We start from the raw sequence: 21,598 nt of genomic DNA, 5'->3' as shown, positions 1-21,598 counted from the left end.
GACGTGACGGTTGTTCTGCATGCAGAAAAAAGGCCAGCGGCTGGGGTGAGATGGCGATGGGATAGCATTCGACACTTTTGTGAGCGTCATGGGGCTTATCGTGAGCAAGCTTTGCTCCCACGCAAGCTTTGCCCTCACATGCCGAAATCGGTCTACATTAAAAAGCCACTATCCAAAGGCAGAGGATTCGCTTATTCTTTTGCCTGTATATAAATACAGTAGTCACACAGACAACCAATGTGAAGGCATGTGAGGTGGTGAATGGCCGTCGAAGTGGTATACCGCAGCAGCCGAGATCTGGAGCGCTTGTTCATGGATAAAGCCGAAGCTGACCGTCATGACAAAATGCTGGAACTCGCCGAATTGCTGGCCGAAGTGTTGCAAAAAGCCGTTCCATCGCTGAGTGAGCAACAGGTGGAAGAAGCCGGGATCTACATGGCGAAGAATCGCGATGTGTTCGCCAAGGCGTTCAAGAGCCAGCCGGACGCCTTGTCCGAATTGCTCAATGCTCCGGCTGAATAACCTTTAAAAAAGATCGCAGCCTTCGGCAGCTCCTACACGGTGTATTCCAGGTAGGAGCTGTAGAAGGCTGCGATTTTTTTTAGTAATAACGGCGCGGATCGGAATCGATCAGGCTGGCCAGCTTAGTCAGGGCAAAACGCAGCTCGTCCTGGCTGGTGGGCGACATCAATACCAGTCGCACACAACGGGTGCTCCCGGACCGCTCAGCCTGAAACTGGGTACCACTGAGCACCAATACACCGTTGGCCCGGGCGAGCATGGTGAACTCGTCGCTGGTCCAAGGCTCGGGCAGCGTCAACCAGACGTGATACGAATATGGCTGGGCCTTGAGTTCGAAATTGGCAAAGATTTCCCGGGCAATCGCTTGCCGTCCGGCGGCTTCGTTGCGCTGGATACGGATCAGTTTTTTGTCCAGGCCTTCGCCAATCACATTGCTGGCCAGTTGCGCGGTCAACGGTGACGGCATCCAGACGCTGCTGCGCACCATCGAGCTCAGGCGGGACAACAGTTTCGGCGGGCTATAGAGATAGCCGATGCGAAGCGCCGGCATGACCGCCTTCGACAGACTGGTCAGGTACACCGAACGATCCGGGGCAAACGCCGACAGCGGCTTGATCGACGGGTCGGTGGCAAGGAAGCCGTAAATGTCATCGTCCAGGATGATGAAGTCGAACTCCTCGGCCAGCGCCGCGATCTGGGCCCGGCGCTTTGGTGACATGATCGCCGTCGTCGGGTTCTGGCAGGTCGCCACGCAGACCAGCATCGCCGGTTTCTCCCGCAGGCACAGTTCGCGCAACGCGTCGGGGATGATGCCTTCGTCGTCCATTGGCACGCCACGCAGGCGGCGCTCAAGGCCATGGGCCAGGGAAATGATGCCGGGGTAGCAAAGCGCCTCGCAAAGCACCAGGTCACCGGCGCTGGTCAGGGCGCTCATCGCAACCATCAAGCCATGCTGGGCCCCGGCGGTGATTACCACTTGCTGCCCTTGCGCGTCAGGCAACGCATGACGCAACCACTGCGCGCCCGCTTCGCGATGCGCGGGATGGCCACCGTCCGGCGCGTAATCCAGGGCGCGGGCGAAATCGGTGCTCTTGGCCATGCCCACCAGCGCATCGCGCAACCAGTATTCCAGGGTTTCGCTGGACGGCTTGATGATTGAAAGGTCGAGTAATTCGGCGTGTCCCAGATTCAGCGGCGCGGCGCTGTTGCTCGCCAGCGGCTCCAAAGGCTTCTGGCCGAGCACGTAAGTGCCACGTCCCACTTCCCCCTGCACCAGCCTGCGCCGATGAGCTTCGCTGTAAGCCCGGCTGATGGTGCCCGGCGTGACACTCAGGGCAGTGGCCAGCTCCCGCAACGTCGGCAGTCGATCACCTTCGTTCAACACACCGTTGCTGATATCGCGCGCCAACGCATCGGCAATCGATAAATACACCGGCTGGTTGAACTCGCTTAGCTGGGGAACCCACATGGATGATCGCTGCCATCGTAGAAATGATGAACATCCGAGGATATCACAGGGTGGTAAAACGCCTAATAAATCGATCAGACCAAAAAATTGAGTCGATTGATTCGATTCATCAATTCGACCCCAGGCATGACAAAAGATCCGATAAAAATAATATCCTTATAAATCAATTGACTAATATCAAATAACCGAGAGAACAAGTAAAACGTTCATTTCCTCAATTGAATCAACCCAATCCTTTCAAATACACTGATAATGAATCGAATCAATCGACTCAATCCCTCCCTGATCACCGCGCGACCTGCCGCGCCAAGTCGAGACATCATGGACACACTCAGAAAGGATCTATCCCTGTCAGCCGTGATTGCGGGCTTTATCGCCGTGATCATTTCTTATGCCGGCCCGCTGATCATCGTGTTTCAGGCAGCCAAGCAAGCGCACCTGCCCAACGACGTGGTGTCCTCGTGGATCTGGGCCATCTCCATCGGCAGCGGGATCACTGGCTTGTTCTTGAGCTGGCGCCTGCGGGTTCCGGTGATTACGGCATGGTCGACACCGGGCGCGGCGTTGCTGGTGTCGATGCTGCCCGGCGTCACCCTGCCCCAGGCCATCGGCGCCTACGTAGTGGCGTCGGTGATCATTGCCGTGGTCGGTTTGTCCGGAGCGTTCGACAAGCTGATGAGTCGCCTGCCCAAAGCCATCGCCGCCGCCATGCTCGCGGGCATTCTGTTTCGCTTTGGCGCCGAACTGTTCACATCGATCCAGCTGCAACCGGCGCTGGTATTGGCGATGATTGCGTCTTACCTGATCTTCAAACGCTTTTCGCCACGCTACGCGATTCTGTCGGTACTGATTGTCGGCTGCGCGGTGTCCGCCTTCTTTGGTGAACTCAACAGCAGCTCGATCACCATCGCCGTGGCCCAGCCGGTTTTCATCGGCCCTGAATGGAGCTGGCACGCGATCATCAACATTGGCCTGCCACTGGCACTGGTGACCCTGACCGGCCAGTACGTGCCGGGCATGGCGGTGTTGCGCACCGCGGGCTACAGCACGCCGGCGCGCTCGATCATTTCGGTCACCGCGATTGGTTCGGTCCTGATGGCACCCTTCGGCTCCCACGGCTTGAACCTGGCTGCCATTACCGCAGCGATCTGCACCGGTCGCGAAGCCCACGAAGACCGCGACAAACGCTACATCGCCGGGATTGCCTGCGGGGTGTTCTACATTCTGATGGGCATCTTCGGCGCGACCCTGGCCTCGGTGTTTTCCGCGCTCCCCAAAGAACTGATCGCGTCCCTCGCCGGCCTGGCTTTGTTCGGCGCGATCAGTGCCGGCCTGACGGGGGCAATGGCCGACGAAAAACAACGGGAAGCGGCGCTGATCACCTTCCTGGTGACGGCCTCGGGCATGAGTTTTCTCGGCTTGGCCGCCGCGTTCTGGGGCTTGATCTTCGGCCTCGTGGCGCATTTCGTGCTGACCTGGACCCGCCAAAGCCAAACAGCCGCCATCGCTGAGGGCAGCCGACCCTGACCGGTTTTTATCGGTACAACAAACGCTCCGCCAGCTCATCGGCCACCCGGGCTGGTGAGCGTTTTTCTGCCTGGGCGTGGGCGAAGACTTCCGTGAGTCGCGCACCGATTTTCGACAAGTGCGCGGTGATAGTCGGCAGCTCTTCGCCGCGATGCTTGAGGGCGACGTAGATCAGGCCGCCAGAGTTGATCACATAGTCCGGTGCATACAGTATCCCGCGCCGTTCCAGTTGATCCGCCACCTGCAGGTTGCTCAACTGGTTATGGGCCGAGCCGGCGACGGCCGAGCAGCGCAGTTGCGCCACGCTTTGGCTGTTGAGCACACCGCCCAGGCCGCAGGGGGCGAGGATGTCGCATGGCGTGCTGAGCAACGCATCGTTGGCGATCGGATGGGCGCCCAGTTGCTCCATCGCCAATTGCACCTTGCCTGGGTCGATGTCGCTGACCAGTAGTTCGGCGCCCGCCGCGTGCAACTGTTCGGCCAGGGCATAGCCGACATTGCCCAGCCCCTGTATTGCCACCCGCAGGCTTTCCAGGTTATCGCTGCCCAAGCGGGCCATGGCCGTGGCACGGATGCCGGCAAATACACCCATCGCCGCGTGGGGCGCGGGGTCGCCCGAGGCCGTGGTGCTGGTGACATGGCGGGTCTGCTGGGCAATGCAATCCATGTCGGCCACCGAGGTGCCGCTGTCGATGGCGGTGATGTAGCGCCCGTCCAGTTGCTCAATGCAGCGACCAAAGGCTTCGAACAACGCCGCCCGGCTTTCGACATGGGCCGGGCGCATGATCACCGCCACTCCGCCACCCACGGGTAGACCGGCCAGGGCGGCCTTGTAGCTCATGCCCTGGGCCAGGCGCACGGCGTCGACCACGGCACTTTCGTCGTCGGGGTAGGCAAGATAACGACACCCCCCCAGGGCGGGCCCGGGACGGCTGCAATGAATGGCAATCACCGCCTTCAACCCGGTCATCGGGTCTACGCTTAAGTGCAGCGATTCAAGGCGGGAGCTTTGCATGAGAGCGAACATCGAAAGGCTCCCGAATCACTTTTGTTTGTTTCGCCAGTATAGGCGTGCAGTTGAAAATTGCTGGAGCGAGCCGGAATAAGTCGCCAGGGTCGTCAGTCTTTTTGGACATAACCTGTCACCGCATCTTTGCGAGACTGGACGAAAATCCGTGACAGAGCTAAAACGGGACATAGCCCGGAGAGTTTGATGAAACCGCGCCAAGCCTTTTTTGATTGCCTGCACCGCTCGCCACCGGCGCTGTTCGAAGCGGCGTTATGGATCGCTGCCGAACACGATCGCGACGTGGACGTACCGGCCTTGCTGAAGGATTTCAAGGAGCTGCAACAGCGGGTCAGCCATGGCTTGCCGTTGCTGCCTGTCAGTGAATTGGGCCAGCCCTTGTTGCGACGCCTCAATGACCTGGGGTTCGCCCAGGACGATTTCACCCCCCTGCGCCCCCGTGCGGCGTTGCTGAACCAAGTGCTCACCCGCAAACGTGGGCAACCCCTGGCGCTGGGCCTGATTGCCCTGGAGTTGGCCCGAGGCCTGGAAATTCCGATGGTCGGTGTCAATTTCCCCGGCCATTTCCTGCTGAAAGTACCCGGGGCCGACCATCTGCTCGATCCATGTGGCGGGCGTCGGCTGTACCCCAATGACTGCCGGGAATTGCTGCAACGCCAATACGGCGCGAACATGCCGCTCAAAGCTGAACATCTGGTCAACGCCGAGCCGATGCAGATGCTCCAACGCCTGTCGCGTAATCTGCGCCAGTTGCATCTGGCGAACGACGATTACATCGCGGCGCTGATCGACGCCGAACGGGTGCTGGAACTGGGCAACGCCAGCGCCGCCGACTACCTGGCCCGCGCCAGCCTGTACCAGCGCCTCGATTGCCCCAACGCCGAACGATTCGACTTGGAGCACGCGCTGATGCTCAGCGAAGACCCGATCCAGCGGATACGATTGACGGAGCGGCTGGGGCATCTGCCACCGAATTCGGTTGTGCATTGAACCGGTGGGGTGGAGATTGCCTGTTCATCACACCTGTGGGAGCCGAGCTTGCTCGCGATGACGGTGACTCCGTCAACATTGATGCAAGCTGATACACCGCTATCGCGAGCAAGCTCAGCTCCCACAGGGGTTTATGGTGATTGCAGGATTCGCGCACACCCCGGAACCCCACAGGAATAACTGATGGGCGATCAAGGTGTATCGGGCTGATTCGCCGGATGCGCCTGTTGGAACGCTGGATGCGCAGCCGCCAACGCCGCAACGCGACGGATCCGCGGGCACGCCTGCAAAGACACATTGAACCGCTCGGCCGCATACAACTGTGGGATCAGGTAAACATCCGCCACTCCTGGCGCGGCACCGAAGCAGTAACCTTGGTCGCCAATCAACTGCTCGACCGCCGCCAACCCCTGGCTGATCCACTGCCCGATCCACTCCGTCACCTGGGCTTCATCGTGGCCCCACTGCCGCAGCTTGTTGAGCACGCTGACGTTGTGCAGCGGATGAATGTCGCAACCGATCAACGCCGCGACGCCGCGCTCATGGGCCCGCACCACCAGGTCTGCGTTGAGCAGCGGCACCTGTGGATAACGTTCCTCCAGGTATTCGATGATGGCGGGCGACTGCACCAGCAACGCGCCTTCGTCAGTACGCAGCGCCGGTACCCGTCCCTGGGGATTGATCGCCAGGTAGGCCGGCTGGCGATGCTCGCCCCCAGGCACAGCGATCAGGTTGACCGGCAGGGCCTGGTAATCCAGGCCCTTGAGCGCCAGGGCGATGCGCACCCGATAGGACGAGGTGGAACGATAGTAGGTATAGAGTTCCATGCCCTGCCCCTCAACGCGCCGGCAAGATCTTGCCGCGGCATTCGCCGAAGCCGATGGAGGTCACGCCCTCACCCCGGCAGCGGGCCCGCAGGATGATTTCGTCGCCGTCCTCGAGGAATTTACGCACTTCGCCAGAAGCCAGCTCGATCGGCTTTTTACCGCCCTCGGTGATTTCCAGCAGGCTGCCGAACTGACCGTTTTCAGGCCCCGACAAGGTGCCCGAACCAAACAGATCACCGGCCTGCAACTGGCAGCCGTTGACGCTGTGGTGGGCGACCATCTGAGCCACGGTCCAATACATGTACTGGGTGTTGCTCAGGGTCAGGCGATGGGCCGGCAGGTTCTGCTCGCGCATGGTTTCGGTCAGCAACAGGACTTCCAACTCGATATCGAATGCCCCTGCGGCCTGGTCACGCTTGTCCAGCAAATACGGCAGTGGCTGCGGATCGCCTTGCGGGCGCGCCGGTTGCGGGCGACGGAACGGCTCAAGGGCTTCGGCCGTCACGACCCATGGCGAAATACTGGTCAGGAAACTCTTCGACAGGAACGGCCCCAACGGCTGGTACTCCCAGGCCTGGATGTCCCGGGCCGACCAGTCGTTGAGCAGGCAGAAACCACCAATGTGCTCGGCGGCATCGCCGATGGCGATGGGTTCGCCCAAGGCATTGCCCTTGCCGATCCAGATGCCCAGTTCCAGCTCATAATCCAGCCGCGCACACGGGCCGAAAGTCGGCTCGGTCTGGCCGGCCGGCAGGGTCTGGCCCTTGGGACGGCGCACATCGGTGCCGGACGGGCGAATGGTCGAGGCGCGGCCGTGATAACCGATGGGGACGTATTTGTAGTTGGGCAACAGCGGATTGTCGGGACGGAACAGCTTGCCGACGTTTTGCGCGTGCTCGATACCGACGTAGAAATCGGTGTAGTCATTGATCTTGGCCGGCAAGTGCATCTGGCAGTCGGCTGCGCGGACCAGCAGTTTCGCCCCCTGGGCTTCGATCTTGCCCCGCAGCGAGCTGTCTTCGCGCAGCAGTTCCAGCAAGCGTTCACGCAAGGCCACCCGGGCGCTGCGGCCCAGGTCGAAGAATGCATTCAACTGGCCGTCCTTCATCGCCTCGACGGCTTCGCCCGCCGCGCCGTCAAACAGGCCCGCCTGCAACCCGGCCTGTAAATCGAAAATCTGCTCGCCAATCGCCACGCCGCTACGGGGCGCACCGCCGTCGGTGCTGAAGATGCCCAGCGGCAGGTTTTGCAGGGGGAAGTCGGCATGGCCGTTGGCGGAGGCGACCCAGCTACGGGCAGGGGAAAGTTGAGTCATGGGTCATCTCCGGGTCGGGTCGAACGTGACAGGCAGCGAGGCCCAACAAGCATCGTAGTCGGTTTGCAGTTGCGGGCAGTCCAGGGCGAAACGGCTCGGGCGCAGGACTTGGCTGGTTTCGAACATGAAGGCCATGGTGTTGTCGATTTTCGCAGGTGCCAATTCGGCATTGATCGCCTTGGTGCAGGTCTCACCGTCCGGGCCATGGGCGCTCATGCAGCTGTGCAAGGAAGCCCCGCCCGGCAGGAAACCTTCGGCCTTGGCGTCGTAGGCGCCCTGGATCAGGCCCATGAATTCATTCATCAGGTTGCGATGGAACCACGGCGGACGAAAGGTGTTTTCCGCCACCATCCAGCGTGGCGGGAAGATCACGAAATCGAGGTTGGCCAGGCCGGGGACGCTGGTGGGCGAGGTCAACACGGTGAAAATCGACGGGTCCGGGTGGTCGAAGCTGACCGTGCCAATGGTGTTGAAGCGGCGCAGGTCGTATTTGTACGGCACGTTGGTACCGTGCCAGGCCACCACGTCGAGGGGCGAATGATCCAGTTCACAGGCCCATAACTCACCGAGGAATTTCTGCACCAGCGTGGTCGGCTGGGCGAGGTTCTCGTAATGAGCGACCGGGGTCAGAAAGTCCCGCGGATTGGCCAGGCCATTGCTGCCGATAGGCCCGAGGTCCGGCAGGCGCAGCGGCGCGCCATGGTTCTCGGCGAGGTAACCGCGGGCCTGTGGATCGAGCAGCTCGACACGAAACTTCAGGCCCCGGGGCAACACGGCAATTTCCAGCGGTGCCAGTTCCAGCACACCCAACTCGGTGGCAATCCGCAGCCGTCCCAGCTGCGGCACGATCAGCCACTCACCGTCGGCATTGAAGAACACCCGCTCCATGGAGCGGTTGGCCCGGTAGTGAAAAATGCTGATGCCGGCCGGTTTGTCCGCGCCAGCATTGGCCGCCATGCGCACCAGCCCGTCGATGAAATCGGTGGGTTCGGCGGGAATCTCCAGCGGGTTCCAGCGCAGGCGATTGGGCGTGACCTCACCCAGCGGGCCACCGGCCAGTTGCCGTTCCAGCTTGACAAAAGCCGGGTGATTGGCCGACGGCCGGATGCGATACATCCAGGTACGCCGCGCTTCACTGCGCGTCATGGTGAATGCGGTGCCGGAGAACAATTCGGCGTAGAGACCGTACGGGGCTTTTTGCGGGGAGTTCTGGCCGACGGGCAGTGCGCCGGGCAGCGCTTCGCTGGCGAACTCATTGCCCAAGCCGGACTGGTAAACCAGCTCCGACGCTGTGGAATCGAGGTTCATGGAGCCTCCTGAGATGCGGCCCGTCACTCAACGGAAAGTTTGAGGCGCACCGGGTTATTTTTATCGTAATCCAATTACGCATAACGTAATTTGCTCGACAGCGACCGTCAAGCTATAAAGACGCCCATTCGCCTCTGGACCCAGCGCCTCCATGGAAACCCCGCCCAACAACGGTAAACAGAAAGTTCGCTCGGCCGAAGTCGGCACCGACATTCTCAAGGCCCTGGCCGAACTCTCCCCCTCCACGTCACTGTCGCGCCTGGCCGAACACGTGCAAATGCCGGCGAGCAAGGTTCACCGGTACCTGCAGGCCTTGATCGCCAGCGGGTTTGCCGAGCAGAACAGCGCCACCAACCACTACGGCCTGGGTCGCGAGGCCTTGCGCGTGGGCCTGGCCGCATTGAACGGCATGGACGTGCTGCAAGTGGCCGCCCTGCCCCTGGCCGAGTTGCGCGATGACTTGAACGAAACCTGTTTTTTGGCGGTGTGGGGCAATCATGGCGCGACCGTGGTGCGCATCGAGCCTGCCGTGCGGGCGGTGACCGTGGTGACGCAACTGGGTTCGGTATTGCCGCTGCTCAGCTCGTCCACAGGGTTGGTCTTCAGTGCCTATTTGCCGGAGCGCGAGACCATCGGGTTGCGTGAGCAGGAAGTGAACAGCACCAGCCGCCATGCCCTGGCCGACGATAAGGTTTATGCCGCCCTGTGCGAGCAGATCCGCAGTCGTGGCCTGCATCATGTGCACGGTTTGCTGATGCCCGGGGTGGACGCTTTGTCCGCCCCGGTATTCAACGCCGTCGGTCAGGTGACGGCCGTCATGACCATCGTCGGCCCGACCTCGCTGTTCCACGCCGACGAGCACGGCCCGGCGGCGCAACGACTGCTGACGGCGACCCGCGCCGTGAGTTGGCGGATGGGGTATGAAGCAGGTCCAGGATCAGACGAGCAAATCCGGAACAATCCTGATCAGTAGATCGTTGAGGTGAGCGGGGGCCAGCCGCGGGTGGAGATAACGTTCTTCGTCGCTGAAGGCGACCATATAAATAGCCTGGTGATCACCTGTGCAGTGATAGGGAATATCATTATTGCTGAAATGGTCCAGTAGATAGTCGACCAGCGCTTGAGAAGAAGACACCACCCGCTCACCCGAGTCATGGGTCACAAAACCGGTGACGTAGACTTTATCCAGATCGACGCCGGGCAAGTGCACTTTCAGTGCGCCATGAAGATCTTCAACGGATAAAGGCTTGAGGGAACGCCGGGATAAATCCATTGAAGGTTTTTCAGTCAGGCTGGTGACGATCTCCGCGACAACTTTTTCAAACGCTATTAAATCCAGCGCCTTGACACGATCTTCAGCGGCAAAGGAATAACGCTTGCTGAAAACGTTACTGATGCCTTGCGTGTAGTGGGGCGCCCGCTGTTTTTCAACCCAGGCCAGCGTTTCATCGAACAGGGTTTCGGAAGTTCCAACTTCGGGCTTCGGAAAATCCGCCAATGTATTCAGATAAGTGTGCAGCGGGTTGACGCCCAGTGCTTCCAGATAACGTCCCAACAACACCTGCACTGCAAAATCCACGCGAGTGTTCTTCAGTGCCCGCAGTTTTTCGGAGTAAGAAGAAAATAACTGAGTGTTCATATACGTCCTTGTCATGTCATGGTCGAACGTCCTGTTCGATCCGTCGGCTCAGTTATACATCAGCCCAACCCCTTACTGTAAAAAGACAAATGTAAGAGTGCGTAAAGACTTCCACTTATTGTTTTCAATCTAAGCCATTACCCCCATAACTTTAGCCTTCGCTACCGCTTGAGTACGCCGTTGCACCCCCAACTTGCTATGTATTCGCCGCGAATGGGTTTTTACGGTATGCAACGATATGAATAACCGCTCGGCAATTTGTAGATTGGAATAGCCTTGCGCAATCAGCTCGAGCACTTCCAGCTCACGATGGCTGAGTAACGTTTCCTCGACCGCCAGCACGGCGGGCGGCTCGATCTGCTCCGCCGTTTGTGCCCAACGCACCAGCTCGGGCTGGCGCAAGCGCAGCTCACACAGAGCTTGCTGGGCCCGCCAGTTGGCGACTCGCTCAAGCCCCTCGCGCACCATCGTCCGAGCCAGGGAACGGTCGCCGGACAACCAGACCACTTCAGCCAACGCCAGATGCAACTCGGTTTCCAGGCTGTGCATTTCACCGCGCTGCGCCTGGGCGATCATTGCTCCCAGCTGGGTGTGCGGATCGTGGGCTCGATGCAGGTAGACCTCGGCCAGTACCAGCAGATATTCAAGTCGCGGTATCAGCTCCAGGGTCGCGGGAGGCGCATGCTTGGCCTGGGGCCCGCGAAAATGCCGCAACACGCGGGTCAAGGCTTCATGGGCCAGCTCCGGGCGCCCTTGTTGCAACCAGAACTGGCAACTGGTTTGCAGCAACACGCCGCGGTACACCGTGTCAGGGATGTGCCGTTGCTGCATGATCCGCTCGGCATCGCGCAGCTGCATGAACGCTTCGCCGTAGTCGCCTTGGTTGGCCGCCAGGTTCGCTTTGCCGAGAAAACCATAGAGCACTTGTTTGTCCTGGCTGCGCAGGCCGGTTTCCAGGCCGGTTTGAAACTGTTCGGCGGCCAACTCGTCAAACCCCATGCGCAATGCCAGGCGCCCACGTCGCAGGGCAATACGCCCTGACAAGGCTGAAAAATCCTGGCCAGGTTTATCCAGCAGGGCCTGGACTGCACTCAGTAGGTGGTCGGCCCGATGAGGGGCACCGCGCTGTTCCAGCACTTGGGCGTGATCCAGTTCCAGCAGCCCTTCAAATACCAGCGAGCCTTGGGCGCGTGCCAGGCATAACGCCTCGCGGTTGATCCGATGGGCCGCAGCCAGTTCGCCTTTGAGCAACGCCTGTTGCGTCAGTCCTAACAGGCACAGCAGCCGCAGCGCCCAGGCATCTGGATCGAGGCCGGCCTGGGCCTGGAGGAAATGCTCGTGCGCCTGTTCGCCATCGCCAGAGAGGTGCAGCAGCCACCCCCGCAGGACCTGCCACCGCGCCACTAGTTTTCGCTGCTGACAGGCCTGGGGCTGTGGCACAAATCTGGCCAGTTGTTCGATGCACGCCGACGCTTGTTCGAAGCGTCCGGCGAACAGCAGGGCAGCGGTCACCAACCCAACCGATTGTGGCGTACCGAGCGTCAACGCCTCACCTTGTTGATCATGCAGGTTCAGCAACAGCGCCACGTTGTTGCGCTGCAAGACGTGCTCGAAGCTCAGGTGCTGCAAAAAGCTGACGGCGGACTCGAACTCCCCGGCGTGCATGGCTTGTTCGAATGCCATTTGCCAGTCCTGCTCGGCCGCGAACCACTGGCAGGCCCGTCGATGCCAGGACCGTCCCTGCGACCAGGGCTCGTCACGTACCAGGCGGGCCAGGGGTGGAAAAATGTGCAGCCAGTCCGAAGTCTGCTCCCACGGTTCGATAAAACACCCCAGGTCCAGCAACAAAGGCAGGCATTCGGCGCCCACCGTATCGCCAAACAGGTGCTCGCAAAGTCGGGCATTGAAGCGCGGTAAATGGGCCAACACGCGCCAGGCTTGCGCCAGGTCCGGGGCCAGCGTGCTGAACAGCTCGTACTCGAGGTAATCATGCAAGGTCCCTGGCCGCCCCGGTGATGCATGACGGCGCGCCCATTCACAACGCTCAAGCAGGGCGATGCGCACCCCGGCGCACCAGCCACCGCTGCGTTGAATCACCTCGCGGGCCGTACGGGCTGCCTGGGGGGCGGGCAGATGACTGAGCAGTTGCTGGACATCATCATGGGTGAAGACCAGGGCCTGGGTGTCGAATTCGTGCAACTCGTCATCGAGCAACAGCCGCGGCCAATTGCAATGTGGACGGCGGCGGCTATTGATCCACAGGTGCAACGCCGGACTGCTGACGTTCAACAGACGGTCGAGGAATTGGTCCAGCTCGGGATTCGGTACCCGGCAATAATCATCCAGGAACAGCCAGGTCGGCGTTTGCAAACGCGCCAGGTGCGCCAACAGCGCTGCTTCATCCTGCGTGGGCAAGCCGAGGGTTTGCGCCAGGCACTCGCACATCTGCTGCGTGTCCAGCACCGCGCCGGCCAGGGGCAGCCAGTGCAGCCGACACTCGGCGGGGGCCTGCAGGAAACATTCGGCGAACAACGCACTCTTGCCACTGCCCGGCGGGGCGCAAAGCAGCTTCACCCGCGCCTCGGAGGTCAGCAAGGGCTCGCTCAAGGACCGCCGTGGCACATGCGTCGAGGACAGGCGAGGCAGCAATCCAGGACGATCCGGGCACGGAGTCATGGCGGTCATGTGCGAGAGTCCTGTTTATTATTGTTCCATCACCCTAGCCCTGTGCCGCTCACCTTTGGAGAAGTATTCAGCGCGCTGATTGGCGCCCATAAAAAAATGACCGGCAGATTCGCTGCCGGTCGATCATGATTATCAAGTCAGGCACACTTTGTGAGGAGAGGATTTACTGTGGGAGCAAGGCTTGCCCGCGATGGACACGCCGCAGTCTAAAAGCTCAACCGCGTTATCGTTCATCGCGGGCAAGCCTTGCTCCCACAGATCAATCCCCTCGCCACAGTTAAATGCCAGTCCTTAACGAACCCCCTCAGAACGCAACGCCGCTGGCGTGTAGTCGGCTGCCCTGGCTTCGAAACCATATTCGTAACTGTGCTTCTCCTCGTTCTTCATCCCCAGCGCGATGTAGCGACCGGCGATGATGTCGTAGAGCGCCTCAAGGGTGTAGCCCGGGTTCTGGTGGTCGTAGTAGAACTGCGCATGCCCCTCGGCCACCCGCCACAGTTGACCGCGACCGTCGTAGTGATCCACCAGCGCCGCCTGCCAGCTGTCTTCGTCGAAGTACATATGGCGTTTGGCGTAGATGTGCCGTTCGCTGGGCTTGACCGTGCCGACCACTTCCCAGACCCGGTGCAATTCATAGCGAGCCAGGTCCTGGTTGATGTGGCCGGCCTTGATCACATCGTCGTACTTGAGGCTCGGCGAATCGAGCTTGTAGCTGTTGTACGGGATGTACATTTCCTTTTTGCCGATCAGCTTCCAGTCGTAGCGGTCCGGCGCACCGGAAAACAGGTCGAAGTTGTCCGAGGTGCGCAAGCCGTCGGCGGCGGTGCCCGGGCCGTCGTAGGCCACTTGCGGGGCGCGACGCACGCGGCGCTGGCCGGCGTTGTAGATCCAGGCCAGGCGCGGTTCTTTCACCTGGTCGAGGGTCTCATGCACCAGCAACACATTACCGGCCAGGCGCGCCGGGGCGGTGACCGACTGCTTGAAATAGGTCAGCACGTTGCTGGCCTTTTCCGGGTCGGCGTCCTTGATCAGAAACGGCACGGCGATTTCTTCTTCAAAGCGGATCGGCGTGAAGCTGCCATTGGTTTGTGGGGTGGCCTGGGTGATGACCCGCCGCAGGTTGCCACCGTGATAACGGGTGACGTGGTTCCACAGTACTTCCACGCCGTTCTTGGGAATCGGGAACGCGTAGTAGCGGTTGCCGGTGAAATTGGCCAGGCCGTTACCGTCGTTGATGGCGTTCACATTGAGCGCACTGCGCTTGGCCGCTTCGTAGATTTCCGGCGGCAGGCCCACGCTGCGGTGGGTCGGATAGACCGGGATCTTGTAGGTTTCCGGGTAGCGCTTGAACATCGCGACCTGCCCTTCGGACAGCTTGTCCTTGTACTTGTCCACGGTGGCGGCAGTGATGGTGAACAGCGGTTTTTCATTGGCGAACGGATCCGCGAGGAAGCCTTTACTGTCCACCGCACCGGCGTTTTTTGGAATGCCACCGGTCCAGGCCGGGATCGAACCATCGGCGTTGCCGGCCTTTTCCGCGCCCAGTGGCGTGAGACTGGTGCCCAGCTTATTCGCTTCGTCCGGCGAGACTGCCGCCATTACGTTCGCGGCCAGCAGGCTCAAGGCCAGGGCACCGCATTGCAGGATCATCTTGCGCATTGGGTTTTCCTTGTCAGCCAGATCAGAAGTTCACGCCGAAGCTCAACGCGAGGAAATCGCGGTCTTCGAGAACGTTGTAATCGCCGCCAAAAAAGTCGGTGTAGCTGAGGCTGGCGGTGTAGGTATTGCGGTAATCGGCATCGACACCAAGGCTGACGGCCTTGGCGCCTTCGTTGAACAAGCCATTGGGACCGTAGCCGGCCACGTCATGGGACCAGGACACGTTGGGCTTGAAGTTCACGCCACCGATCACGTTGGAGTAGTCGAGAATCGCCCGGGCGCGATAGCCCCAGGAGGTCGAAGTGACAAAACCGTCGGTGTCGCCGTTGAAGCCGTACTGGCCGTAGACCGAATCGCGGCCGTAACGCAGTTTGTCCTTGGACTCCAAACCGCCGACGTGTACCACCGCCGCCTCGCCCACCAGGGTCAGGCGATCGGCGCCCAGTACCTGGTCGAAGAAGTGCGTCAGGGTGCTCTGGACCTGGGTGATTTCCTTGCGGCGGTAGCCGGTGTTGTCGGCGCCTGCCGAGGTGGCAATAGGTGATGCCGCGCCACCGGCAATCGGGTTGAGCAAGGCCAGGGTCAGGTCGTTGGTATTGATCTGCACCGGTGCGTTGGGGCGATAGCTGATTTCGCCGGTCCACGCGGTGCCGGTAGGCAGCGTGGTGGAGAAGCTGGCGCCGTACAGACGAATGTCCTCGGGGTATTCGAGGTAATACTGACCACGTCCCAGCATCACGCTTTGCGCCAGGCCGGCACCACTGCCGGGAGAAATACCGTTGGCGATCGCGATCATTCCAGGCAGGGCCGCCAACGTCGAGGCGCCCGCCGTGGTGGTGCCAACAGTCGGCGTGCGACTGTGGTAATTCATGAAGTACAAACCGTACTCGGTATCATCGCCGAGCCAACGCAACGCGGTGCCCCACTGCCCGGAATCACGGGCGTCACGGTCGCCGCTGCGAGCAATGACAACGCCTTCGTCATTCACCTCGATGCCTTGGCCAAAGGCTTGAGTCAATGGCACGAATGGCGCGATCGCCGGGCTGCCCACGGTGTAGCCACTGGTGCAACCATCGGCCACCACGTCATTGCCGAAGAACGTACCGCAGTTGTCCACAACCGTCTGGTCCCACTCCAGTTGGTAGAACCCTTCGATGGTCAGCTTGTCGGTCAAACCCTGGGAGGCGAACAGCATGTTCACCGGGATCAGGCCTTCCTTGATCTCTGCACCCGGACGACGGAACGCAGACACGTCCACCGGGTTGATGCTGTTGATGGAGTTGCCGATGAAGGTACTCTCACCCCAACTGACCACCTGCTTGCCGGCGCGCACCGTGCCCGGCAAATCGGCGATGGAATAGTTGTGGTAGACGAAGGCATCGAGGATCTGCGCCCCTGACGACTTGGCGCCTTCCTTGCGATTACTGTCGCTGATGTCCTTGAACGGACGGCTTTCGTCCTTGAGTTCGAAGTCGTACCAGTACTTGCCGCGCACGAACACACCCGTGTCGCCGTACTTGAGTTCGAGGTCGTGCAGGCCTTTGAAGATTTTGGAAAAGGTCTCGCCTTTCTTGAAGTTCTGCCGCCCATCGTCACCGGTGGAGGACTGGCCCGTACCGCCGTTGACCGTGCCGATCAGGTCCTTGTCCGCGTCGCGCATACCCCAGCTCGCGCCCACGGACAGCGAGGAGTCGAACTGCCCCTCGATCTCGCCAATGTTGAATGAAACGGCCTGCGCCTGGGCACAGCAACCCAAGGCCACCGCGACGGCCAGCGCCTGCGGCTTGAAGATGGCGCGCATTGTTATTGTTGTCATGCGTCTTCCCCGGTGAGTGACAGAGGCTTCACCCTACTGCCGCCCGCCATGGGCGATAAGCGCACCAAGGAGGTATTCGCGCTGTACCCCGAAAGGATGACACCCCCTATGGGGCGGGTCTTTGCGCCGAGCATGGACAGACTGGATGATGGACCATCAGCGCCGCGCATATTCATCCCGGCCTTTTGACTGTTGCGCGCCCTGCAACAGTGCATGTCCGGTTCCGGGCTGTTTCCGAACGCACACGATGCCTATGCTGGCCGGGCTTGCAGAGCAACGGGCCTGCAAGCACAAGTCGTCATGGTCCCCTCGTACCTGACGCACCGTCCTTCGGATGGATTGGCGTATCGATCCATCATCCCGTGTTCACCGACGTTGATTTGTAGCTCCTTTGCAACGTCATGTTTAGGCCGCTGCTTTTTGCAGCGGCCTTTTTTATGTGCGGTTATTTCCCAGATAAAACTTCTTGTTTCCTACAACACCGCCGGAAAAGCTCACCTGCCCGGCTTATGTGATCGAACTTATAGTCTTCTTCGTCGCCTTGGATGGAGACGACATCAATAGCCATGAATGATGGCAAATACTGAACACATGGCTATATCAACACGCTAATCGAAAGGGATTCGATATGCAGCAAGAGAAAAATATTCTCGTAAATAGAGGCATACCCCGTACACCTTCGTCGTCTTCTGGATTCGGATTTAGCGCCAGGGGAGTGTCAGGTCCCGACCACGCCGATCGCGCATACGACGCAGTTGACTATGCCTTTGATTGGCTGGATGAAAGCAATGAATCTGTCGAAGAATGCTTCAAAGAAAACATCAAAAACATTACCTACATAACCGATGCCGAACTCGTGAAAACAAGAGCAACTGTTCGGGCTGCGATCCCGACAACGGCCTCTGATTTCGACATCGAGTTACGGACACTTAATCTACAACTTTCCAAAGCCAGGGCAGATCACCAACAACAAATAAAAACCGCCAACCTTTATTATGGTCACGACCCACTGACCCACAAGGCCAGAGATCCTGCCCATAAAGGTTTCGAGCTCGTTGGTCGTCGCGGAGGGCAAAGAGGTTATTACAACGCAATAGCCAAATGGAATATTTCTTACGCCGCAGCTTACCAGGCGAAGTTCCTGGCCGAACAGATAAAACTGTTGGAGACCCGCTTAGCCATACAAAACAAAACCATTGCCGAGGCCAAGGCAAAATCGGCGGCAGCGGCTCAGGCAAAGGCCCAAGCCGAAGCTAAACGTGCGGCTGAAGAACGAGCACGGCTGGCGGCAGAGGCTAAACGCCTGGCCGAAGAACAAGCACGGCTGGCAGCAGAGGCACAGCGCCTGGCAGCGGCTGCAAAAGCCGCAGCTCAAGCCGAAGCCAAACGCCTGGCCGCAGAGGAGGCACGCAAGGCAACCGAAGCCGAAATCCGACGCACGGCCGAGGTACAAGCACTGCGCCAAGCCCTGTCTGGTCGCACATTCCCCATGCTGGGCGCGGCAGCCGGCGCCGGTCCGGTATTCGCCACCGCTGACAGCACCTTAGCCACAAGCCCGGCAACGACCCTAGCCATCCAGGCTGCGCTACGAACCGCAGTCACCATGGCTGTCGAATCGCTCACCGCAGTGGCTGCACCGACCTTGGCGGGTTTTGCGGCGCTGCTCTATTCACCCAAGCTGGCGAACGGTGAATTACCCGAGCGATATACGTTCAGCACGCCACTCTCAGAGCTCGCACCGACACAACACCACGATTTGCACGCTATCGCGGCGGCCGGCGGGACCGTTGACTTACCTGTACGCCTCACGTCCCAAGCGGCAGCGGATGGCCAGTCAGAAATCCTCGTGATCAACACTGACGGTGTAACCCACCCGTCGAAAGTCCGAGTGCTACCGGTTACCTACAACGCACAACAGAACCTCTACACCGCTACAACTGAAGAAACCCCACCCAGAACCTTGACCTGGACACCGGTCGTTCAACCCGGAAACAGTTTCACTGCACTTCCAGCCGAGCCACCCGCCCCGCCTGCTTACACAGGCGCATCGGTAACGCCCGTGGTGGGGCGAATCGATCCATTCCCTGAGATAACCCAAAACAGTTTCAATGATTATGTTTTCGTTTTCCCAATCGACTCAGGCCTGCCGCCCCTGTACGTCATGTTCAGGAATCGACGGGAAGACCCTGGGATTGCAGCGGGAACAGGCGCCCCGGTTTTAGGCGTGTGGACGGACGCTGCATCAAAAGGTAAAGGGGCACCCATTCCGTCCCAGATTGCGGATCAGTTGAGGGGGAAAGAGTTTGGGAATTTCAAGGAGTTTCGGGAGGCTCTTTGGAAAGCCGTCGCTGACGATCCTATACTTTCTCAACAGTTTAATTTACGCAATCGGGTTCGTATGAAGAAAGGACGCTCTGCCTACGTCAGGAAAGCTGAAAAAATTGGCGGCCGAACAAAATATGAACTTCATCACAAACATTTCATCTCTTTAAATGGTCAAGTTTACGACATCGACAACATCACTCTCACCCCCCCTAAAAGACACATTGAAATTCATAGAGAACGCAAGCAATGAAAAAATCAATAACAGATCTAACCGAGAAAGAATTTCTCGCCTTTGTAATAGAAATTTCCGAGGGGAATTATCCTTCAGAAGAAGCGGATATCGACGCGGTACTAGAATTCGAGAGAGTCTCAGAGCATCCCGCCGGGTCAGATTTACTATTCTATCCAGAGCCTGGCAAGGAAAGCTCAGAAGCAATAGTAGATGAGATAAAGAACTGGCGCACCGCCAACGGAAAACCGGGATTCAAGCAACCCTGACCTTCCAAATACTTAAACGACCCTGCTGCTGAATAATCGGCAGCAGGCTCTCTCGACTCCGCGTCGTGATGTGCCGAGTCCAGCAGCATTTGACCCTCCACTTCTCATCGGTAAAAAGCATTATGCACCTCCTCTATCCTAGCGACCCATTTGATAAAAAACGTCCCGATGAGCAGTACGCTGAAGAGTACGAAGCGGTAATGATCGCAGGACTGAGGACTGTGCTGTTCTCTTTTGAAGATTTCGAAGCAGGCCTTTTCAAGACTTCTGCGCCCCTCACGCCCGGAGACTCGGTTTTATATCGTGGGTGGATGCTGACACCCGAAGCGTATGCCGCTTTGGTTAACCACCTGCGCGAAAAGGGCGTCATTGGAGTGACCGACGCCACGCAATATCGACACTGTCATCACTTGCCGCAGTGGTATCCGCTGTTGGTCGCTCACACAAGTGAAACGGTGGTGCTGGATAGCGATGCAAACTTCAATCAGGCACTCGAAGGCCTGCAATGGCCAGGCTACTTCATCAAGGACTACGTAAAGTCACTTAACACCGGTGGTGGCAGCCTGGTGAACACTCCCGAAGGTATAGCGCCGCTTGTTGAAAAGATGCGCCAATATCGTGGCCAGATTGAAGGCGGTATATGCGTCAGGCGACGAGAGGAATACCTCGAAGAAACCGAACGTCGTTACTTTGTGCTCCACGGGCAGGCCTATGGTGTCACCGACGAGGTGCCTGAGTTGGTGATCGAATGCGCACCGCTGATCGACAGTCCCTTTTTCTCGATCGACATAGTGCTCAGGTCGGACGGTGTACTGCGGGTGATCGAGCTGGGCGACGGCCAGGTGTCAGACCGCAAGGAATGGCCCGCCGAGCGCTTTGCCTGGATGTTGAGCCGCGCAGGATAGGTATGTACCCGATGGAACCCGCCTTATGGGTAATGTCGTTCACTTGAGGTTTGCTTGAATCATCGTGGCGAGGAATCATTTCATCCGCGTAAGCATTAAGGATTCAGGGGCGTCTTTGGCTTATCACTCCATTACATCCACGACCGTCAATTCCCAAACACCCAAACGCCTGTTCCTACAACAATGTAAGAACTCCACTACAAGCTCATAATAAATCCACTGATAGGCTGAAAGTTAGTCGCAGCATTCTGCTTCGATTTTAAATTTCAGTGAGTTCTTTATGACCCCCATCAACTACAACAGCTATCGATCAAAACAAGGCTACAACAGCCGAATTCGTTTCCTGGTTTTCCATTACACCGCCGCGAACTTCTCCTCTTCCGTCAACGCACTGACCGGCGCCTCGGTCAGCGCCCATTACCTGGTCCCGGACTTCACCGACCTAAGTTATTTGAAAGCAGGTTTCAACCAGCCGCAGATCTTCAACCTGGTGGACGAGAACCAACGTGCCTGGCACGCGGGGGTGAGCAGTTGGGGCGGTCGCAATAACTTGAATGACACCTCGATTGGCGTAGAAATCGTCAACCTTGCCACCGATAACCAAGGGCAATTCACCTTTCCATCCTATCAGCCCGAGCAAATCGAGGCGATCGAACACCTGGCGTTGAACATTCTCAAGCGTTATCCCGACATCAGCCCGGTCAATGTGGTGGGGCATTCGGATATTGCTGCCGGTAGGAAAAGCGACCCCGGCCCGATGTTTCCCTGGCAGGCGTTGTACACCAAGGGCATTGGCGCGTGGTTCGATGAGCCCACGCAAAAGGCCTACACGCAGGCCTACCAATGCAACGGCTTGCCCACCCGCGAACAATTGCTCGGGCTGTTCAAGAAATATGGCTATGACACGTCGGCAGCCACCACGGCTGCGGGTTTCCAGCGTCTGGTGCGGGCCTTCCAGCTGCACTTTCGGCAGGCGAAATATGACGGTGTGATGGATATCGAGACCGCCGCAAACCTGGCGGCGCTGGTGAAGAAATACTTCCCCTGACCGAAGTTGCCGTCGCTGACGGCAACCGGTCGAGGCGGC

General features: G+C 59.2%; 17 protein-coding genes. 8 read left to right on the top strand and 9 right to left on the bottom strand.

The genetic code is table 11. The features are described 5' to 3' along the window. Positions 1-261 precede the first annotated feature (261 nt). Positions 262-522 carry a YebG family protein gene (locus ACWNZ1_RS19300; protein WP_012722374.1) on the top strand — a complete coding sequence of 87 codons (261 nt, stop codon included), beginning with the start codon at positions 262-264 and terminating at the stop codon, positions 520-522. A 79-nt stretch (positions 523-601) separates the two neighbouring features. Here ACWNZ1_RS19300 and ACWNZ1_RS19295 read toward each other — a convergent pair whose 3' ends face one another. Next, positions 602-1,990, bottom strand: coding sequence for an aminotransferase-like domain-containing protein (locus tag ACWNZ1_RS19295; RefSeq protein WP_135843759.1), 1,389 nt, complete (start codon positions 1,988-1,990; stop codon positions 602-604). Positions 1,991-2,311: 321 nt separating this feature from the next. On the opposite strand from ACWNZ1_RS19295, the gene ACWNZ1_RS19290 reads away from it, so the two are divergent. Then, a complete protein-coding gene (locus ACWNZ1_RS19290; protein WP_256454282.1) occupies positions 2,312-3,517 on the top strand; it encodes a benzoate/H(+) symporter BenE family transporter in 1,206 nt (401 codons plus the stop codon). 7 nt (positions 3,518-3,524) lie between these two features. Here the strand turns inward: ACWNZ1_RS19290 and ACWNZ1_RS19285 are convergent, their stop codons facing one another. Then, positions 3,525-4,544, bottom strand: a complete 1,020-nt coding sequence (locus ACWNZ1_RS19285) for a Glu/Leu/Phe/Val dehydrogenase family protein (RefSeq protein ID WP_135843757.1) — start codon at positions 4,542-4,544, stop codon at positions 3,525-3,527. 186 nt (positions 4,545-4,730) lie between these two features. On the opposite strand from ACWNZ1_RS19285, the gene ACWNZ1_RS19280 reads away from it, so the two are divergent. Continuing rightward, positions 4,731-5,534 (top strand): SirB1 family protein, encoded by an 804-nt coding sequence (locus ACWNZ1_RS19280; RefSeq protein WP_256454281.1) that lies wholly within the window; start codon positions 4,731-4,733, stop codon positions 5,532-5,534. 191 nt (positions 5,535-5,725) lie between these two features. Here the strand turns inward: ACWNZ1_RS19280 and maiA are convergent, their stop codons facing one another. Genes maiA through hmgA form a run of 3 tightly spaced genes read right to left on the bottom strand, consistent with a single transcriptional unit; the run spans position 5,726 to position 8,984 of the window. Further along, positions 5,726-6,361 (bottom strand): maleylacetoacetate isomerase, encoded by a 636-nt coding sequence (maiA, locus tag ACWNZ1_RS19275; RefSeq protein WP_256454280.1) that lies wholly within the window; start codon positions 6,359-6,361, stop codon positions 5,726-5,728. 10 nt (positions 6,362-6,371) lie between these two features. After that, entirely contained in the window at positions 6,372-7,676 is a 1,305-nt protein-coding gene (gene fahA / locus ACWNZ1_RS19270) for a fumarylacetoacetase (RefSeq protein ID WP_280944697.1), read from the bottom strand. A 3-nt stretch (positions 7,677-7,679) separates the two neighbouring features. Continuing rightward, entirely contained in the window at positions 7,680-8,984 is a 1,305-nt protein-coding gene (gene hmgA / locus ACWNZ1_RS19265; protein WP_135843753.1) for a homogentisate 1,2-dioxygenase, read from the bottom strand. 151 nt (positions 8,985-9,135) lie between these two features. On the opposite strand from hmgA, the gene ACWNZ1_RS19260 reads away from it, so the two are divergent. Beyond that, positions 9,136-9,957 carry an IclR family transcriptional regulator gene (locus ACWNZ1_RS19260; RefSeq protein WP_256454278.1) on the top strand — a complete coding sequence of 274 codons (822 nt, stop codon included), beginning with the start codon at positions 9,136-9,138 and terminating at the stop codon, positions 9,955-9,957. On the opposite strand, the gene ACWNZ1_RS19255 is transcribed toward ACWNZ1_RS19260, so the two are convergent. The 4 genes from ACWNZ1_RS19255 to ACWNZ1_RS19240 form a co-directional block, all read right to left on the bottom strand. After that, complete coding sequence (locus ACWNZ1_RS19255; RefSeq protein ID WP_256454277.1) at positions 9,922-10,623, bottom strand: hypothetical protein; 702 nt, start codon at positions 10,621-10,623, stop codon at positions 9,922-9,924. The two genes, ACWNZ1_RS19260 and ACWNZ1_RS19255, sit on opposite strands and share 36 nt — an antisense overlap. A 129-nt stretch (positions 10,624-10,752) precedes the next feature. Next, positions 10,753-13,308, bottom strand: coding sequence for a helix-turn-helix transcriptional regulator (locus ACWNZ1_RS19250; RefSeq protein ID WP_256454276.1), 2,556 nt, complete (start codon positions 13,306-13,308; stop codon positions 10,753-10,755). 291 nt (positions 13,309-13,599) lie between these two features. Then, positions 13,600-14,967: a DUF1329 domain-containing protein gene (locus tag ACWNZ1_RS19245; RefSeq protein WP_135843749.1), complete on the bottom strand. Its 1,368-nt coding sequence runs from the start codon at positions 14,965-14,967 to the stop codon at positions 13,600-13,602. Between the two features lie 22 nt (positions 14,968-14,989). Next, a complete protein-coding gene (locus ACWNZ1_RS19240) occupies positions 14,990-16,783 on the bottom strand; it encodes a DUF1302 domain-containing protein (RefSeq protein WP_135843748.1) in 1,794 nt (597 codons plus the stop codon). Between the two features lie 628 nt (positions 16,784-17,411). Here ACWNZ1_RS19240 and ACWNZ1_RS19235 point away from each other — a divergent pair. The 4 genes from ACWNZ1_RS19235 (at position 17,412) to ACWNZ1_RS19220 (ending at position 21,559) form a co-directional block, all read left to right on the top strand. Then, positions 17,412-19,358: an S-type pyocin domain-containing protein gene (locus ACWNZ1_RS19235; protein ID WP_456027807.1), complete on the top strand. Its 1,947-nt coding sequence runs from the start codon at positions 17,412-17,414 to the stop codon at positions 19,356-19,358. Continuing rightward, positions 19,355-19,606 (top strand): bacteriocin immunity protein, encoded by a 252-nt coding sequence (locus tag ACWNZ1_RS19230; protein ID WP_265072709.1) that lies wholly within the window; start codon positions 19,355-19,357, stop codon positions 19,604-19,606. The genes ACWNZ1_RS19235 and ACWNZ1_RS19230 overlap by 4 nt, the downstream gene beginning before the upstream one ends. Positions 19,607-19,728: 122 nt before the next feature. Further along, positions 19,729-20,511 carry an ATP-grasp domain-containing protein gene (locus ACWNZ1_RS19225; protein WP_265072708.1) on the top strand — a complete coding sequence of 261 codons (783 nt, stop codon included), beginning with the start codon at positions 19,729-19,731 and terminating at the stop codon, positions 20,509-20,511. Positions 20,512-20,791: 280 nt separating this feature from the next. Next, complete coding sequence (locus ACWNZ1_RS19220; RefSeq protein WP_280944693.1) at positions 20,792-21,559, top strand: N-acetylmuramoyl-L-alanine amidase; 768 nt, start codon at positions 20,792-20,794, stop codon at positions 21,557-21,559. The last annotated feature ends 39 nt before the right edge of the window (positions 21,560-21,598 follow it).

This window comes from Pseudomonas sp. CFBP 5748 (assembly GCF_053850495.1).
Note: the sequence above shows the minus strand (reverse complement) of the source record. Positions and strands in the feature narration are given on the sequence as shown.